The sequence below is a fragment of the Duganella sp. AC917 genome (assembly GCF_979258245.1).
Window position 1 is genome coordinate 4940249 of record NZ_OZ409848.1, and the last position, 16234, is coordinate 4956482.

Here is a 16234-nt window from a genome sequence, read left to right on the forward strand (position 1 = left end):
AATGACGCCGGCTTAACGGGCGTCAGCGCCGCGCGCGCGCCAGACGAGCACGGCAACAGTGGCGACCAGCAGCGCCAGCGCGACCATGTTCAGCACCAGGGTGGCGCTTGGGAAGCGCATGACCAGGCCGATGCTGACGCCGGCCTTGACGCTGTATTGCCAGCCGCCGTGGTCCGGGAAATAACTGATCAGCTGTACCGCGTAGTACAGCATGCCGCCCCGCAGCCCGCTTTTCCAGCGTTTAAGCGCCAGCACGGCGGCAAGAAAACCGAACAGCCCGACGCCGAACAACAGCGCCAGCGCGTCCGCCTCCTGCGGCGCGCCGAGCAGACCCAGGCTCACGCCCAGTGTCAGCGCGCTGTTGAGCAACAGCACGCGCGCCATCCATGTTTCAAATCCCTGCATGCAATTTTCCTGTTTTTACCGGCTGTCGCCCAAAGTTGGCAAGGTCAGCCAAAGCGCGCCTGATAATCGCTCGGCACCACGCCCAGATGCGCGGCGAAGGCGCGGCGCAGATTGTACTCGCTGCCGAAGCCGCTCTGGTCGGCGGCCCGCTTGACGGTCATGCCCGGCTGCTCGAGCAGCGCGCAGGCGCACTCCATGCGCAACCGCAGCAACAGTTGCGCCGGCGACACGCCCGCCTCCTGTTGCAGCTTGCGGTGCAGCGAGCGCACCGACAACGCGAACGCGGCCGCCATCTGGTTGACATCGATCGGCCGCTTCAGGCGCGGACGCAACCAGGCCGTCAGTTGACCGTGCAAGCCTTCCGGATCGGCCTGGGCCAACAATTCGGAGCTGAACTGGCGCTGGCCGCCGGGGCGCTTGAAGAACACCACCAGCCGCTTGGCCACGCTTAGCGCGAAGTTGCGCCCCTGATCCTCGCCGACCAGGCTGAGCGCCAGATCGATGCCGGCGGTGATGCCGGCCGATGTATATATAGTGCCGTCCTTGATATGGATGGCGTCCTCCTGCACGGTAATAGCGGGATATTGCGCCTGCAGCAGCGCCGCGTCTTGCCAGTGCGTGACAGCGCGCCGGCCGTCCAGCAGTCCGGCGCGCGCCAGCACGAAGGCGCCGCTGCACACCGCGCAGCAGCGCGCCACCGCCCGCCCGCCCACGGCGGCGCCGGCCACCCAGCGCACCGTGGCCGGCGCCAACGCGACGCTGTCGCCCGTTTCCAGCCCTCTGCCGCCGGACACCACCAGGGTCGAGCCGGCCAGGCCCGCCGTCGGCAGCGGCGCGGTCAACACGGTCACGCCGGCGGTCGAAGCGATGGCGCCGCCGTCCGCCGACACCATGTGGATACGGTAGGGTTCCGGCAGGCCGGCGTCCCGCGCCTCGTCATTGGCGGTGGCGAACACCTGGGCCGGGCCGGTGGCGTCGAGCAGCACGAAGCCGGGGAACACCAGCAGCCAGATGTCGGTGGCTGCGGCCAGGTGCTTCCGGACGGGTGACGGGTGGGATCTCATATTGGCACATATTCCACCATCGATGTCATTTGTGTCAACCGGCGAAGTGGGATGATGTCTCCATCCCAACCCAGGAGGCTCCCATGACACGCACCATCGGCATTTATGTTTTCAATAACGTCGAGGTACTCGACTTCGCCGGACCGTACGAGGTATTCACCTGTGCCACGCGCGTGGCCGGCAAGCTGGCGCCAGGCGCGCCGCCGCCGTTCCAGGTCCGCACCGTCGGCGCCACCCTGTCCATGCTGCGCGCGCGCGCCGGCTTGAGCGTGCTGCCGGAGACCGATTTCGCCGGCGGCGATCTATTCGACATATTGATCGTCCCCGGTGGCGTGGTCGATGCCGAACTGACCAAGCCGGAGGTCATCGATTGGATCGCCGCCAGCGCGGGCGCCTGCGAACTAGTGGCGTCGGTGTGCACCGGCGCCTTCCTGCTGGCCAAAGCCGGACTGCTCGATGGCCAGCGGGTGACCACGCACTGGGACGACATGGCCGGCCTGCGCGCCGCCTTCCCGGCCTTGCAGGTGGAGGAGAACCGGCGCTGGATCGACAACGGCGCCACCGTCACCTCCGGCGGCATCTCGGCCGGCATCGACATGTCGCTGCATCTGGTCGAGCGGCTGGCCGGCCGCGAGCTGGCGCTGCGCACGGCGCGCCAGATGGAATACGACTGGAACCAGGGATGAGGGAGCGCGCATGAAAATCGTTCGCGCAAGCGAGTACACCGGCACACGCGCTTGGGAGGCGCTATCGATCGCCGCGATCGACAACGCCACCGTGCGGCTGCACTGGACCGACCAGCCATACCGCTGGCACGTCAACGACGGCGACGAGGTGTTTGCGGTCCTCGATGGCGAGGTGGCGATGTACTACCGCGAGGACGGCCGCGAACTGGTGGCCCACCTGCGCGCCGGCGATATCTTCCACGCCGGCGTCGGCGACGCCCACTGCGCCCATCCGCTCGGACAGGCGCGTATTCTGGTCATTGAGCGTGCCGGCAGCGTTTAACCGGGCTTGAGCGCTTGTCGATCGCGGTGCGCCAGTCTATAGAGCAGCGGCAGCACCAGCAACGTCAGCGCCGTCGACGACAAGATCCCGCCGATAACCACCGTCGCCAGCGGCCGCTGCACCTCGGCTCCGGTGCCGGTGGCGATCGCCATCGGGATAAAGCCCAGCGACGCCACCAGCGCCGTCATCAACACCGGACGCAATCGGCCCAGCGCGCCCTCGCGTATCGCCTGCTCCACCGTGCGCCCCTGCTCGCGCAGGGAGCGGATGAACGAAATGAGCACCAGGCCGTTGAGCACCGCCACGCCGGACAGCGCGATGAAGCCCACCGCCGCCGATATCGACAGCGGTATGCCGCGCAGCGCCAGCGCGGCGATCCCGCCGGTGAGCGCGAACGGAATCCCGCTGAACACCAGCAGTCCGTCGCGCAGGTTGCCGAACATCGCCAGCAGCAGCACCATCACCAGCAGCAGCGCCACCGGCACGACGATCTGCAGGCGGCGCGTGGCCGACTGCAGCTGCTCGAACTGCCCGCCCCACGCGGTCCAGTACCCGGCCGGCACCTTGACCTGGCTTTGCAACGCTTGCTCCGCCTCGGCCACGAAAGAGCCGATATCGCGCCCGCGCACATTGGCGCTGATGACGACCCGGCGCTTGCCGTCCTCGCGGCTGATCTGGTTCGGCCCCGGCGCCACGCTGAAGCCGGCCACCTCGCCCAGCGGAATGAAGTTGGCGCCACCGCCGGATTTCACGGGCAGCGGCACCGGCAGGCGCCGCATCGCGTCGAGATCTTCGCGCAGCGCGTCCGGCAGCCGCACCACGATATCGAAGCGGCGATCGCCCTCGAACATGGTGCCGGCCTCCTTGCCGCCGATGGCCGTCGCGATGGTCTCCTGGACGTCGCCCACATTCAGGCCGTAGCGCGCGGTTTTGCTGCGGTCGATGTCCACCGTCAGCATCGGCAGGCCAGTGGTCTGCTCGATCTTGACCTCGGTCGCGCCCGCGACCTTGCCCAGCGCGGCGGCGATTTTCGTGGCCGTGTCGTTGAGCACCGCCGTGTCGTCGCCGAACAGCTTGACGGCGACGTCGCTGCGCACGCCCGATATCAGCTCGTTGAAGCGCAGCTGGATCGGCTGCGAGAACTCGAACGCGTTCCCCGGCAGCTTTTCCACCGTCTCCCGGATCGCCACCAGCAGCTCGTCGCGCGATTTGCGCGGCTGGGGCCAGTCGGCTTCCGGCTTGAGCATGATGTAGCCATCCGAGATATTCGGCGGCATCGGATCGGAGGCGATTTCCGCCGTGCCGGTGCGCGCGAACACCCGTTCGATCTCGGGGAATGCCTGCTTGAGCGTCAGCTCGATCCGCTGCTGCATCTCCACCGATTGCGTCAGGCTGGTGCCGGGGATGCGCAAGGCCTGGATCGCAATGTCGCCCTCGTTCAGGTTCGGCACGAACTCGCTGCCGAGGCGCGTCGCCAGCAGCAGCGACAGCGCCACCGAAATGCCGGCGAATGTCAGCACGACCGGGGTGTTGGCAAGTACCCGTTCCAGGATGGCGCTGTACCACGCGGTGATCTTGCGGTGCTCCTTCTCGACCACGTTATCGCCGATGAACAGCGCCACGGCAGCCGGAATGAAGGTGATCGACAACAGCATCGCGCCCAGCAGCGCGATGACCACGGTCAGCGCCATCGGATGGAACATGCGGCCCTCGACGCCGGTCAGCGCGAAGATCGGCAGGTAGACCACCATGATGATCAACTGGCCGAACAGCAGCGGACGGCGCGACTCCCTGGCCGCCGCATGGACCTCGTCGCAGCGCTCGGCGCGGGTCAGCTTGCGTCCCAGCGTTTGCTGCGCATGCGCCAGCCGCCGCACACAGTTCTCGACGATGACCACCGCGCCGTCGACGATGATGCCGAAGTCCAGCGCGCCAAGACTGAGCAGGTTGGCGCTGACCTTGTAGGTGACCATGCCGGTAAAGGTGAACAGCATCGACAGCGGTATCACCATCGCCGTGATCAGCGCCGCGCGGATATTCCCGAGGAACAGGAACAGCACCGCGATCACCAGCACCGCGCCCTCGAGCAGGTTTTTCTTCACCGTGGCGATGGCCTTGTCGACCAACACCGTGCGATCGTAAACGGTGATGGCCTGCACGCCGGCCGGCAGGCTGCGATTGATGTCAACCATCTTCTTGTCCACCGCCTGCGAGACGGCGCGGCTATTCTGGCCGATCAGCATGAAGACGGTGCCCAGCACCACCTCGCGGCCATTGTCGGTGGCGGCGCCGGTGCGCAGCTCGCGGCCGATCTGCACCTCGGCCACATCCCGTATCCGTACCGGCACGCTGTCGACGTTACTGAGGATGATATTGCGGATGTCCTCCAGCGACCGCACCTGTCCCGGCGCGCGCACCAGCAGTTGTTCGCCGCGTTTTTCGATATACCCGGCGCTGGCGTTGCCGTTGTTGCGGTCCAGCGCCGTCACCACGTCCTGCAAGGTCAGGCCGTAGGAGGCCAGGCGCTGCGGGTTGGGCGCCACCTGGTATTCCTTGGCGTAGCCGCCGATGGAGTTGATCTCGGTGACACCGGCGACGTTGCGCAGCTGCGGCTTGATGATCCAGTCCTGGATCTCGCGCAGGTCGGTCGGCGTGTAGGGCGTACCGTCGGCCTTCTTCGCGCCCGGCTTGGCTTCCACCGTCCACAGGTAGATTTCACCCAGGCCGGTCGAAATCGGTCCCATGGCCGGCGCGATCCCGGCCGGCAGCTGCGCCTTGGCCTCCTGTATGCGCTCGTTGACCATCTGGCGCGCGAAGAAGATGTCGGTGCCGTCCTTGAAGATGACGGTGATCTGCGACAGCCCATAGCGCGACAGGGAACGTGTCTGCTCCAGGTTCGGCAGGCCGGACATAACGGTCTCGATCGGGAACGTCACGCGCTGCTCGGTTTCCAGCGGCGAGTAGCCCGGCGCCGCCGTGTTGATCTGCACCTGTACATTGGTGATGTCGGGTACCGCGTCGATGGGCAGCTTTTGATAGCTGTAGATGCCGAAACCGGCCATCCCCGCCACCGCGAGCATGACCAGCCAGCGCTGGACGATGGCAAATCGTATGATGCGTTCAAACATGGTGTCGTCCCCCGTCTCAGTGCGCGTGTTCCGCGCTGCCCTTGCCCAGTTCCGCCTTGAGGACGAAACTGCCGGCGGCCGCGTACTGCGTGCCGGCCGTCAGGCCTTGCAGGATCTCGGTGGTCCTGGCGTCGCCGCGCCCCGTCACCACCGGTTGTGGACGGAAGCCGCCTGCCACCTTGACGAACACCACCGGCTTGTCCTCGAGCGTCTGGATCGCCTCGGTGGCGACGGTGACGGCTGCCGCGCCGGTCTGCCCGGACAGCACGTCGACGTTGACGAACAGACCGGGACGCCAGGCGCGGTCGGGATTGGCCAGCGCGACGCGGGCCTTGGCGGTGCGCGTCTGCTCGCCCAGCAGCGAACCGACGTAGGTAATCTTGCCGGTGGCCTGGGCCTCGAACGCCGACGCCTTGACGGTCACCGTCTCGCCCACCCGCACCAGATTCAGGTCCTTCGGCGGAACGGCGATTTCCGCCCACACAGTCGACAGGTCGGAGATGGTGAAGACGTTGGCGTCCTCCTTGACCGCCTCGCCGAGCGCCAGGTGTTTTTCCATGACGATGCCGTCAAACGGCGCGCGCAGCTCCAGCCGGTTCAAGTCCGAACCGGTGGCGGCCCCGGTGCCGAAAGCGCTCAACTTCTGGCGCGCGTTCTGCACCGCGATCTCCGCTTCGCTCATCGCCTGTTTGGCCTGCAGATAATCCTGCTCGGCCGAGATCTTGTCCTGCCACAGCCGGCGTTCGCGATCGAGCGTGGTGCCGGCCAGCGCCAGCCGCCGCTGCGCCGACAGCAGCTCGCTGCGCTGTTCGGACAAGCCGCTGCTGGCGACCACCGCCAGCACCTGCCCTTGCTTGACGACCTGGCCGAGATCCGCCCTCACGGCGGTGACCACGCTGGACAGCTTGGGCACCACGTGCGCGGTGCGGTCCTCGTTGAAGCGTATCTCGCCGGGCAGGGTGATGGCGATGCTGATGTCGGCCGGCGCGGCGGTGGCGATGGCGATGCCGGCCGCCTTGATACGCGCATCGTCGAGCGCGATGGTTTGCGGTTTTTCGCCGGCGCCATGTTCGTCCTTGCGCGGCGCTACCGCTTCGGAACCATGGTCACCGTGATTTGGGGCCGATTCCGACGATTCCGCGCCGCGTTTTGGCATCAGCATCCAGGCAGCCAGCAACACGCCGATGACCGCCATGACGGCGATCGTGATTTTCTGCTTTGTAGTCATCATGTTCATCTTATTGTTCATCTCATTGGTCCTCGCCGAGGATGCGGCCGATGGCGGCCTTGGCGCGATGCGCCTCCGCCAGGGCATTCAGGTATTGGGATTTCGCCTGCAACAGCGTGCGCTGGGCATCGAGCACGTCGAGGAAGCCGAATTTGCCGTAATCGAAGCCGGTGCTGGCCGCCTCGTAAGCGCTTTGTGCACCGGGCACGATTTCGCTGCGCAGCGCCAGCGCCTGTTGGCGGGCGACGTCGAAATCCTCGCGCGCCTGCGCCAGTTCGGCATCCAGCCACAGCGCGGTGGCGCTCAACTCGTCGCGCGCCTTGTCCACGCGGCGCGCGCTCTCCAGCACATTGCCCTGGTTGCGGTCGAAAAATGGCAGCGGCACCGAGATGCCGAACACCGCCTGCGAGCGCCCCAGTTCCTCCGAGCGCTTGCTGCCGACGTTGAGCGTGACATCGGGTATGCGGCGGGTCAGCTCCACCTTGGCCAGCGCCTGCCGCTTGTCCAGTTCCGAGCGCGCCAGCGCCATGCCCGGCGCCTGCGTCAGACGATGGTGCAGCAAGGCCTGGTCGGGCAGCGACGGCAGCGTATCGAGATCGCCGTCGGCCTTCTCGAAGCGCGGCGCCGGATTGCCCCACATCGCCGCCAGCCGCTTGCGAGCGATCGCCAGGGTGCTGCGCGCGCGCAGCAGATCCAGTTGCACGGTCGACGCGGCGACCCGCGCGCGCGTCTCCTCCACCGGCGACACCTTGCCGGCGACCACGCGCCGTCCTGTGGCGGCGGCCGCGCGCTCGGCCAGCTCGGACGCCTCCTGCGCCAGCCGCAATTGCTCCTGCGCGGCCAGCACGGCGAACCAGCCGTCGATGACATCGGCGCGGATGCCGGACTTGCGCGCGCCCAGCTGCGCCGAGGCGCTATCGCGTTCGCGCTGCGCCGCCTGCAAGCGCGCCTGCCGTTTGCCGCCCAGCTCCAGCGGTTGACTTAACAGGAAGGTGGTCTCACGCGTATCGTGGCGCGTGTCCACCCGTTCGACCGACAGCGAGGGATTGGGCAGCAAACCGGCCTGCTGGACCGCGCCGTCCACCGCCAGAAGCTCGTGGCGCGCGGCCGACAGGTCGGCATTGGCGTCGGCGGCCAGCGCCAGCGCCGCCTCCAGGGTCAGTGGGCCGGTGGGTTCGGGCACGGGCGATGGCGCCAATGCGCCGGCCAGGGCGAACGCCGGCCATGCCGCCATATAAAGCGACAAAAAATACTTGAACATCGAATTCTCCGAATGAATGGAAAAGAATTCGACGAGACGTCACCGTCGTCCGACAGAAAAATATGAGGAGGAGAGGTCTCGTCGCGCTAGGCGACGAGCAGCCAGTTGGGCCGCAGGGGCCCATCGGAGATATAAGAAAGATAATCAATCAGCAGCGGCGCGGCGTGCGCCTGCGCGGCCGGCCGCGCCATCAGCGCGCCATCTTCAGGCACCGAAGCCTGCACCGCGTGGTGACAGACTTCGCAATCGCTGTGCACTTTGACTGGTTTGCCGTGATCGGGATCCTCATCGGACTGCGCCTGGTGCTGGTGGCCGTGATGGCCGAAATGCGACACCTTGGCCGGCTCGTGCTGGCAATAGACGGCCGCCATCGACCAGGCGTACTGGATCGGCAGTATGGTCAGCAGCAGGATGAGCAATAGCTTTTTCACCAGACTATTGTAGCAGCCTGCCGCCGCCGCTGCTCCTTTACGCCTTTTTCAGCAGCTCGGCACGCAATGGCATCTCGCGCACGCGCTTACCGGTGGCCGCGAACACCGCGTTGGTCAGCGCCGCACCCACGCCGGCGGTTCCCGGCTCGCCGATGCCGCCCGGCGCCTCGCTGCTCTTGACGATTTCCACCTCGATCACCGGCGCCTCGCTCAGGCGCAGGATGCGGTAGTCGTGGAAGTTGGACTGCTCGATGCGTCCATCCTTGAACGTGATCGCGCCGAACAGGCCTGCGGTCAGACCGTAATTGATGCCGCTCTGGATCTGCGCGACCACGGTATCCGGATTGACGACATGGCCGCAATCGACCACGCACACCACCCGCTTGACGGCCACCTCGCCATCGTCGTTGACGCTGACATCGACCACCTGCGCCAGGTAGGTGCCCCAGGCCCGCATCAACGCGATGCCACGACCGGAACGTGCCGGCAGCTTGCCACCCCACCCGGCACGCTGCGCCGCCAACTTGAGCACATGGGCCGCGCGCGGCTGCTTGTCGAGCATCGCCAGGCGATAGGCCAGCGGATCCTGGCCGGATTTCTCCGCCAGCTCGTCGATGAAGCTCTCCAGCACCGCCATGTTGCGGGTCGGGCCGACGCCGCGCCAGAAGCCGCTCGGCACCGGACCATCCTCGCGGGTGTACTCGACGCGCATGTTCGGGATATCGTAGGAAAAGGTATCGGAACCCTCGACGTTATCGGTGTCCAGTCCATTTTGCAGGAACGACGGCGCGAACGTGGCCAGGTTCGACGGCCCCGCGATCTTGTGCGAAAACGCCACCGGCATGCCCTTGGCGTCGAGCGAGGCGGACACCGAATGCGCGTACAGGCCGCGCACCAGATCGTGCTGGATATCCTCCTCGCGGCTCCACACCACCTTCAGCGGCGCCTTGACCTGTTTGGCCAGCGCGGCCGCCTGCACCACGTAATCGGTGTACAGGCGCCGCCCGAAACCGCCGCCGATCAGGTGGTTGTGCAGCGTGACCTTCTCCGGCGCCAGTCCCAGCACCTTGGCCGCATCGTCGCGCGCGCGGGCCGGTACTTGCGAACCGACCCAGATCTCGGCAGTGCCGGCCTTGACGTCGTAATGGACGGTGCAATTCATCGGCTCCATCGTGGCATGCGCCAGCATTGGATTGACATACACCGCCTCCACCCGCTTGCCGTCGGCGGCAAGCGCCTTGAGCGCGTCGCCGTCGTTGCGCGCCACCTTGCCGGGCTTTTTCAGCGCATCGAGCATGATGGTGCGGACATCGTCGGTGGACAGCTTGGCGTATCGGCCCTCGTCCCACGTGATCTCCAGCGCGGCCAGGGCCTGCTTGGCGTACCAATAGTTATCGGCCACCACGGCCACCGCGTTATCGAGCTTGACGACATTGCGCACGCCGCGCATCTTTCGCGCCTTTGCATCCTTGACGGCTTTGAGCTTGCCGCCGACCACCGGGCTGGCTGCCACCACGGCCACCTTCATGCCCGGCACCACGGTATCGATACCGAACAACGCGGTACCGTCGGTTTTCCCCCTGGCGTCAAGGCGCTTGACCGGCTTGCCGATCAATTTGAAGTCCTTCGCGTCCTTCAGCGCGATTTTTTCGGGCAGCGGCAGCTTCGCGGCGGCAGCCACCAGCTGGCCGTACTTGATGCGGCGGCCACTGGCCTTGTGCACCACTTCACCATGTTCGGCGTGGCAGCTGTCCGGCGCCACTTGCCACTGGTCTGCGGCGGCCTGGATCAGCACCATGCGCGCGGCGGCGCCGGTCTGGCGCATCGGTTCCCACATCAGGCGGATGGAGGTCGAGCCGCCGGTGAACTGGTCGCCGAACGGCGCGCCATAGACCTTGGCATTGGGCGGCGCATGGCGCAAGGTGATCTTGTCCATGTCGACTTCCAGCTCCTCGGCGATCAGCATCGGAATGGAAGTATAGGTACCCTGCCCCATTTCCACCTTGGGCATGGTGAGCGTGATGGTGTCGTCGGCGCCGATGGCGATGAAGGCGTTCAGGTCGGCCGGCGCGACGGCGGGTTTGGCCGCCGAGGTGGCGGTGGCGGCAAAAGCCTCGCCCGGCAAAGACCAGAAGCCCACCACCAAGCCACCGCCCGCGGCCGCGGCGATTTTCAGGAAGCCACGGCGCGATTGCTCGATGGCGCCGGGATTAAAAGGAGCGCTCATCTCAGGCTCCCTTCAGCAGCGGCGACTTGGCGGCATCCTTGATCGCCTCGCGTATGCGCGTATAGGTGCCGCAGCGGCAGATATTTCCGGACATGGCGTCGTCGATATCGGCGTCGGTCGGCTGCTTGTTTTTGGCCAGCAGCGCGGCGGCCGACATAATTTGGCCCGACTGACAGTAACCGCACTGCACCACCTCGGCGGCGATCCAGGCCTGCTGCGCGGCCTTGCCGGCCGGCGTGGCGGCCACGCCCTCGATGGTGGTGATCTTCTTGCCCGCGACCGCCGACACCGGCAGCACGCAGGACCGGGTGGCCTCGCCGTCGACATGCACGGTGCAGGCGCCGCACAGCGCCATGCCGCAGCCGAATTTGGTGCCCATCATATGCGCCTCGTCGCGCAGCACCCATAACAGCGGCATATCGCCCGCGACATCGAACTCCCGGCTCTTGCCATTGATTTCCAACTTGACCATGTGCGGCTCCTGAACGGATAAAGCCACACTATAAACACATATGTCCTCCGAACAATACTACCCAAAGGTGATACACCGCCCGGTATATTTTTAGATGGGAGCGGTTCCACCGCCGTCGCGTAACAGCCATGTCATATGACGACATTACTCTATGGCCTTTTTACATCTGACCATTGGACTTCCCATGCATCTCGTTCCGTCGCGCCCCCTTATCCTCGCCATCAGCATCGCCGTCGCCCTGAGCGCCTGCGGCGGCTCCAGCAATGACGATCAGGTCGTTGCCGTTCCGGCGGCGCCGGCCGACCAGGGCGCGGCCGAGGTAGCGCCGGTGCCGGCCGTCACCGCCTTTGTCGACACCGCCGCCACCAACCAGCGCGGCGACGCCCGCTACGCGACCCTCGACACCAACGCCGGCGTGCGCGTGCTCGCCGGCATGCTGCAAATCTGGAAACCCTTGACCGAAATCGTCGACGCCGGCGTCACCGCGCCGGCCGTGGACAATTTCCCGGCCGTGGTGACGTCCGCCTGGACCGGCGTGCCGAACGACGGCAGCAACGGCGGCACCATCGTCAACCAGGCCGTCCACAACGCCAATATCGATTACGTGGTCAAAGCCACCGCCAACCGCACGCCGGAACAGGCGCTGGCCGCTTATCTGGACGACCGCCGCAACAAGGGCTATAGCGTCAGCGACGGCATGGGCCCGCTGACCAGCGCCTGGCGCACCGCAGCCCAGCAGACCACCACCATCACCGCGATCGCGCCCGACGCCACCACCGTGCTGTACAACGACGGCGGCAACAACAACGGCGTCGGCGGCAGCGCCAACCCGACCTTCGGCGCTGTCGTCGATTTGGTCAACATGGTCGGCGCCAACGGTTCGACCGAGCCGGCCAAGCGCTTCTATAAATATGCCCGTCCTTACCGCTGGAGCAGCGCGGTGCAGGTGTTGCCGGCGCTGAACCCGGCCAAGAGCACGACGCCGACCACCGACGGCGGCTTTACCAGCGGCCACTCGGCCGAATCGGTGCGCAACGCGCTGGCGATGGCCTACGCGGTGCCGGAGCGCTATCAGGAAATCATCAGCCGCGGCCTGGAATTGGGCGAGTCGCGCATCCTGGCCGGCATGCATTCGCCGCTTGACGTGCTCAGCGGCCGTATCCACGCCCAGGCGGTGGTCGCCGCCGCCATGGTCGACCCGGCCAACGCCGCCAAGAAGGCGGCCGGCTACGCCCAGGCGCACAGCACGCTGATGGCCGCGACCTCGACCACGCCGACCACTTTCACCGCGTTCGCGCATTCGGGCAGCGACCGCTTCTCGGACTACGCCACCAACAAGGCCAACTACCTGCGCCGCATGACCTACGGCTTCGCGCCGATCGCGCCGACCAACGCGCCGGCCTCGGTGCCGAAAGGCGCCGAAGTGCTGCTGGAAACCCGTCTGCCCTATCTGAGCGACGCCCAGCGCCGCGTGGTGCTGAAAACCACGGCGGTCGCCTCCGGCTACCCGGTGATGGACGATCCGGAAGGCTGGGGCCGTTTGAATCTGTTCGCGGCGGCCGACGGCTACGGCGCCTTCACCGGCAACGTGATGCTCGTCATGGACGCGGCCAAGGGCGGCTTCCATGCGGCCGACCGCTGGCGCAACGACATCGGCGGCACAGGCAAGCTGGTCAAGCAAGGCAGCGGCGCGCTGAAGCTGGCCGGTAACAACTCCTGGACCGGCGGCACCGAATTGACGGCCGGCACCCTCGAAGGCGTGTCGCCGACCGCGTTCGGCAGCGGCGACGTCTACGTCAGCGGCGGCACGCTCGTGGCCAACGCCGCTTCCCAGCTGAAACTGGCGCGCGCGTATAAGCAACTGGCCGGCGCCACCACGCTGGAATTGAACGCGCTGGGCGGCGCCAAGGGCGCCATGACAGTGGCCGGCACCGCCACCATCGCCGGCGGCACCCTGCGCGTCAAGTTCCCGGGCAGCTACAAGCCGAAGGCAGGTGACAGCATCATCGTGCTGAGCGCCGGCAGCCTCACGGGTCGGTTCACAAGCATCGTGGTCGACGGCTTCGCCAACGTCACGCCGGTGTACAGCGCCACCACGCTGACGTTGACGATCGGTAGCTAAGTCTTCCGCTCTACCGGTATCATGGGGCATGATTCGTCATGCCCTTTTTTATTGGATAACGCGGAGTCCCGATGAACGACAACGACCCGACAGCGCACCCGCAAGGCGACTTCTTCAACGCCGACCGCTTTCACAACGACTTGCAGAATTTCTCCAAGCAGATCGCCGGCTGCGACAAGCTGGTGCGCATGGCCAATATCAGCCTGAACCAGATCGACGCGCGCATCGCCGAGGCCGCCAAGATCGAGGCCAAGGCCGCCGCCATCGTCGACGCCACCGCGAAGGAGGCGGGCAGGGTGGCGGCCGAATCGGCCAGTGTCGCCGTGGCCGATATGATGGGCAAGATGGCAGCCGTGACCAAGGAGGCCGAACAGGTCGTCCAGGCGATCAACCGCAGCCGTGGCCAGACCGGCTTGTGGATCGCCTTCTACATCGCCTGCACCTTGACGATGTGCCTGCTCACGGCGTGGATTACGCAACGCATCGCCAAGTCATCGGCCATCACCCCTGACATCACCGAGTCGATCGCGCAGGGCGAAAAGCACGAAGCCCTGCTGCGCAAGGCCACCGACAAGGAACGCAAGCTGATCAACGAGATCATTGCCCGCAAGCCGAAATCCGGTAGCGTCAAGTAGCGATACATACCCGGCGCAGAGGTGACCGGACCGGCGCCCTGCCTATCCGGCCGCGCGGGCGGCATGCGCGCCGGCGGCCAAGCCTAAGGCGCGCGCCAGCGCCAGTGTGTCGGTGCCGGCCAGCGGCCACTCGCCCGGCACGATCCATTCGATATCGTCGACGGTCGACGCCAGCAGGCTTTGCAGATCGCCGCGGCCGAGCGCGGCAAACATTCCTTCACAATCTGAACATTGTCTTCGGTGCGCATGATGATGCCTCCGTTGGGCTTACATTGGATCGTGTCCGAACGATCGGACACGATCGAAACCAGGCCGACCGCAGCGTCAGTCGAACTTGACCAGATCCTTGAAGATCAACTGCCCCCAGCGATTGCCGCGCGCGTGCACCAGCAGCCCGCCCTCCGACAGAGCGCCCAGCTTGACGGGCGAGAATCCGAGCTTGTCGGCCAGCGCGCCGATCTCGGCCGCCGCGCCGTCGTCATCGCTGGCCAGGAACACGACGCGCTTGCCGCCATGCACGGCCGGGTCCTGCTCGAGCACGGCGGCGACCAGATGGTTGAAGCCCTTCACCAGTTTCGCCCCGCCGAACGCTTGCGCGACCACCTTGGCCGATGGCTGTCCTTCCAGTTGCTCGGGCGGCACGCCATAGGCGTTGGTCACGTCGACGATGGTCTTTCCGTGCCAGCGCGGCAGCGCCTTGGCGACTTCGCCGTGCGACTCGAAACGGACCGCCAGAAAGATGACGTCCGCCTCGACCGCTTGCGCCAGCGTGGTGGCGACGATCCCCGGTCCGATCGCTGCTGCGGCGGCCGCAAAGCTTTGCGGGTCATGCCGGGTGGCGACGGAGACGTCGATGCCCTTGCGGGCGAACGCCTTGGCCAGCGCCTTGCCGATGTTGCCAAAGCCGATAATTGCGTAACTCATTGCTAGTCCTTTCAGTGAAGTGGAGTCGCGGCTCACAGCTGCGCCAGGCCGCCGTCGACGGCGACCTCGCTGGCGGTCATGAAGCTGCTGTCGTCGGACGCCAGAAACGCCGCCACGGCGCCGATCTCGGCCGGGTCGGCCATGCGCTGCAGCGGCGTCATCGCGGCGTAGGCCCGCTGGCCCTCCTCGCCCAACGCGGCCTTCGCCAATTCGGTCGCGGTCGCGCCGGGCGAGAGCACGTTGACGCGGATGCCGCTGCCCTTGAGGTCCTCCGCCCAGGTGCGCGCCAGGTTGCGCACCGCCGCCTTGCTCGCGCTGTAGGCGCTCATGGTCGGCGCGCCGGTGGTGCCGGCGCTCGAGCCGGTCAGAATGATCGAGGCCCCCTTGCCCAGCAGCGGCAATGCTTTCTGGACCGTGAAAATCGTGCCCTTCACGTTGGTGTTGAAGGTGTCGTCGATGTGGTCGGCGGTGATTTCGCCGAGCCGGCCCTGGCTGCCCGCCCCGGCGTTGGCGAAGACGATGTCGAGGCTGCCGCGCTCGGCCTTGACGGCCGCGTACAGCCGGTCGAGGTCGGCCTCGTCGGACACCGAGCCCTGCACGGCGCGGGCGTTCGGGCCGAGCTCGGCCAGGGCGGCGTCGAGCGCTTCCTGACGGCGGCCATAGATGAAGACGAAAGCGCCCTCCTCGACAAAGCGTTTTGCCGCAGCCCGGCCGATGCCGGTGGCGCCGCCGGTGACGACGGCCGTTTTTCCATTCAGTCTGGTCATGATAGGTGTCCTTTTCCTTGCAGGTTTAAGGAGGCAGACATTTGCCTCCTTGACGCCAATATACCCAGCTGCTAACCTGAGGACAAGTATGCACTTTTTGGTAAGTACCCCAACTATGACGACACATGAAACTTGTGGCACCGGTGGTTTTTCCTGCGGACTAGACGCCACGCTCCGCATCATCTCGGGCAAATGGAAGCCGCTGATCCTGTTTTTCCTGCGCGACGGCCCCAAGCGCTATGGCGAGCTCAAGCGCCTGACGCAAGGCGTCAGCGACAAGGTGCTGATCCAGCAATTGAAGGATTTGGAGGCTGATCACGTGCTGGCACGCAACGACTACCGCGAGGTGCCGCCGCGCGTGGACTACACGTTGACGCCGCTGGGCCGCAGCTTGGCCGAGGCGATCGTTCCGCTGTGCACGTGGGGAAGCGAGCACATGGCGGAAATGGCGAATATCTTCGCCAACCGCCGCAGCCAGCTTTCGCAGGAGATGGAGCAAGCGGCCGGCGCGCCGCGATCGGCAACGACAGACAGCTAGCCGGTTCGCGCCCTCAGCGGCCGC

The 16234-nt window shown here is 66.3% G+C and carries 16 protein-coding genes; 5 read left to right on the forward strand and 11 right to left on the reverse strand.

Annotated elements, in window-relative coordinates:
* Positions 1-12: 12 nt before the first annotated feature.
* Together ACZ0BA_RS21555 and ACZ0BA_RS21560 are read right to left on the reverse strand one after the other, a co-directional pair.
* Positions 13-405, reverse strand: coding sequence for a hypothetical protein (locus ACZ0BA_RS21555; RefSeq protein ID WP_463453215.1), 393 nt, complete (start codon positions 403-405; stop codon positions 13-15).
* A 44-nt stretch (positions 406-449) separates the two neighbouring features.
* Positions 450-1469: a GlxA family transcriptional regulator gene (locus tag ACZ0BA_RS21560; RefSeq protein ID WP_463453216.1), complete on the reverse strand. Its 1020-nt coding sequence runs from the start codon at positions 1467-1469 to the stop codon at positions 450-452.
* Between the two features lie 83 nt (positions 1470-1552).
* Between ACZ0BA_RS21560 and ACZ0BA_RS21565 the strand changes: the two genes are divergently transcribed.
* Entirely contained in the window at positions 1553-2155 is a 603-nt protein-coding gene (locus ACZ0BA_RS21565; RefSeq protein WP_463453217.1) for a DJ-1/PfpI family protein, read from the forward strand.
* Positions 2156-2165: 10 nt separating this feature from the next.
* Entirely contained in the window at positions 2166-2477 is a 312-nt protein-coding gene (locus tag ACZ0BA_RS21570) for a cupin domain-containing protein (RefSeq protein WP_463453218.1), read from the forward strand.
* Here the strand turns inward: ACZ0BA_RS21570 and ACZ0BA_RS21575 are convergent.
* The 6 genes from ACZ0BA_RS21575 to ACZ0BA_RS21600 form a co-directional block, all read right to left on the reverse strand.
* The gene (locus tag ACZ0BA_RS21575) at positions 2474-5605 is read right to left on the reverse strand and encodes a CusA/CzcA family heavy metal efflux RND transporter (RefSeq protein WP_463453219.1); all 3132 of its coding nucleotides are present in this window, start codon (positions 5603-5605) and stop codon (positions 2474-2476) included. The two genes, ACZ0BA_RS21570 and ACZ0BA_RS21575, sit on opposite strands and share 4 nt — an antisense overlap.
* 16 nt (positions 5606-5621) lie before the next feature.
* Positions 5622-6833, reverse strand: coding sequence for an efflux RND transporter periplasmic adaptor subunit (locus ACZ0BA_RS21580; protein ID WP_463454807.1), 1212 nt, complete (start codon positions 6831-6833; stop codon positions 5622-5624).
* A gap of 22 nt (positions 6834-6855) precedes the next feature.
* A complete protein-coding gene (locus ACZ0BA_RS21585; protein WP_463453220.1) occupies positions 6856-8094 on the reverse strand; it encodes a TolC family protein in 1239 nt (412 codons plus the stop codon).
* Positions 8095-8180: 86 nt separating this feature from the next.
* Positions 8181-8525, reverse strand: coding sequence for a hypothetical protein (locus ACZ0BA_RS21590; RefSeq protein WP_463453221.1), 345 nt, complete (start codon positions 8523-8525; stop codon positions 8181-8183).
* Positions 8526-8562: 37 nt separating this feature from the next.
* Complete coding sequence (locus ACZ0BA_RS21595) at positions 8563-10752, reverse strand: xanthine dehydrogenase family protein molybdopterin-binding subunit (RefSeq protein WP_463453222.1); 2190 nt, start codon at positions 10750-10752, stop codon at positions 8563-8565.
* 1 nt (position 10753) lies between these two features.
* Positions 10754-11224 carry a (2Fe-2S)-binding protein gene (locus ACZ0BA_RS21600; RefSeq protein ID WP_463453223.1) on the reverse strand — a complete coding sequence of 157 codons (471 nt, stop codon included), beginning with the start codon at positions 11222-11224 and terminating at the stop codon, positions 10754-10756.
* Between the two features lie 184 nt (positions 11225-11408).
* Between ACZ0BA_RS21600 and ACZ0BA_RS21605 the strand changes: the two genes are divergently transcribed.
* Together ACZ0BA_RS21605 and ACZ0BA_RS21610 are read left to right on the forward strand one after the other, a co-directional pair.
* Positions 11409-13346 (forward strand): phosphatase PAP2 family protein, encoded by a 1938-nt coding sequence (locus ACZ0BA_RS21605; protein WP_463453224.1) that lies wholly within the window; start codon positions 11409-11411, stop codon positions 13344-13346.
* Positions 13347-13417: 71 nt separating this feature from the next.
* The gene (locus ACZ0BA_RS21610) at positions 13418-13981 is read left to right on the forward strand and encodes a hypothetical protein (RefSeq protein ID WP_463453225.1); all 564 of its coding nucleotides are present in this window, start codon (positions 13418-13420) and stop codon (positions 13979-13981) included.
* A 42-nt stretch (positions 13982-14023) separates the two neighbouring features.
* Here ACZ0BA_RS21610 and ACZ0BA_RS21615 read toward each other — a convergent pair whose 3' ends face one another.
* From ACZ0BA_RS21615 to ACZ0BA_RS21625, 3 genes are all read right to left on the reverse strand, one after another.
* Positions 14024-14194 (reverse strand): hypothetical protein, encoded by a 171-nt coding sequence (locus ACZ0BA_RS21615; protein WP_463453226.1) that lies wholly within the window; start codon positions 14192-14194, stop codon positions 14024-14026.
* Positions 14195-14305: 111 nt separating this feature from the next.
* Entirely contained in the window at positions 14306-14905 is a 600-nt protein-coding gene (locus tag ACZ0BA_RS21620) for an NADPH-dependent F420 reductase (RefSeq protein ID WP_463453227.1), read from the reverse strand.
* A gap of 32 nt (positions 14906-14937) precedes the next feature.
* Positions 14938-15672 (reverse strand): SDR family NAD(P)-dependent oxidoreductase, encoded by a 735-nt coding sequence (locus ACZ0BA_RS21625; RefSeq protein WP_463453228.1) that lies wholly within the window; start codon positions 15670-15672, stop codon positions 14938-14940.
* Between the two features lie 115 nt (positions 15673-15787).
* Between ACZ0BA_RS21625 and ACZ0BA_RS21630 the strand changes: the two genes are divergently transcribed.
* Positions 15788-16210: a winged helix-turn-helix transcriptional regulator gene (locus ACZ0BA_RS21630; RefSeq protein WP_463453229.1), complete on the forward strand. Its 423-nt coding sequence runs from the start codon at positions 15788-15790 to the stop codon at positions 16208-16210.
* The last annotated feature ends 24 nt before the right edge of the window (positions 16211-16234 follow it).

Bases quoted from the DNA above. Each gene is read 5' to 3' on its own strand.
- ACZ0BA_RS21620 (WP_463453227.1), bottom strand. From the start codon at position 14,905: ATGAGTTACGCAATTATCGGCTTTGGCAACATCGGCAAGGCGCTGGCC.
- ACZ0BA_RS21615 (WP_463453226.1), bottom strand. From the start codon at position 14,194: ATGTTTGCCGCGCTCGGCCGCGGCGATCTGCAAAGCCTGCTGGCGTCG.
- ACZ0BA_RS21565 (WP_463453217.1), top strand. From the start codon at position 1,553: ATGACACGCACCATCGGCATTTATGTTTTCAATAACGTCGAGGTACTC.
- ACZ0BA_RS21575 (WP_463453219.1), bottom strand. From the start codon at position 5,605: ATGTTTGAACGCATCATACGATTTGCCATCGTCCAGCGCTGGCTGGTC.
- ACZ0BA_RS21585 (WP_463453220.1), bottom strand. From the start codon at position 8,094: ATGTTCAAGTATTTTTTGTCGCTTTATATGGCGGCATGGCCGGCGTTC.
- ACZ0BA_RS21570 (WP_463453218.1), top strand. From the start codon at position 2,166: ATGAAAATCGTTCGCGCAAGCGAGTACACCGGCACACGCGCTTGGGAG.
- ACZ0BA_RS21630 (WP_463453229.1), top strand. From the start codon at position 15,788: ATGACGACACATGAAACTTGTGGCACCGGTGGTTTTTCCTGCGGACTA.
- ACZ0BA_RS21600 (WP_463453223.1), bottom strand. From the start codon at position 11,224: ATGGTCAAGTTGGAAATCAATGGCAAGAGCCGGGAGTTCGATGTCGCG.
- ACZ0BA_RS21595 (WP_463453222.1), bottom strand. From the start codon at position 10,752: ATGAGCGCTCCTTTTAATCCCGGCGCCATCGAGCAATCGCGCCGTGGC.
- ACZ0BA_RS21605 (WP_463453224.1), top strand. From the start codon at position 11,409: ATGCATCTCGTTCCGTCGCGCCCCCTTATCCTCGCCATCAGCATCGCC.
- ACZ0BA_RS21555 (WP_463453215.1), bottom strand. From the start codon at position 405: ATGCAGGGATTTGAAACATGGATGGCGCGCGTGCTGTTGCTCAACAGC.
- ACZ0BA_RS21610 (WP_463453225.1), top strand. From the start codon at position 13,418: ATGAACGACAACGACCCGACAGCGCACCCGCAAGGCGACTTCTTCAAC.
- ACZ0BA_RS21625 (WP_463453228.1), bottom strand. From the start codon at position 15,672: ATGACCAGACTGAATGGAAAAACGGCCGTCGTCACCGGCGGCGCCACC.
- ACZ0BA_RS21580 (WP_463454807.1), bottom strand. From the start codon at position 6,833: ATGACTACAAAGCAGAAAATCACGATCGCCGTCATGGCGGTCATCGGC.
- ACZ0BA_RS21560 (WP_463453216.1), bottom strand. From the start codon at position 1,469: ATGAGATCCCACCCGTCACCCGTCCGGAAGCACCTGGCCGCAGCCACC.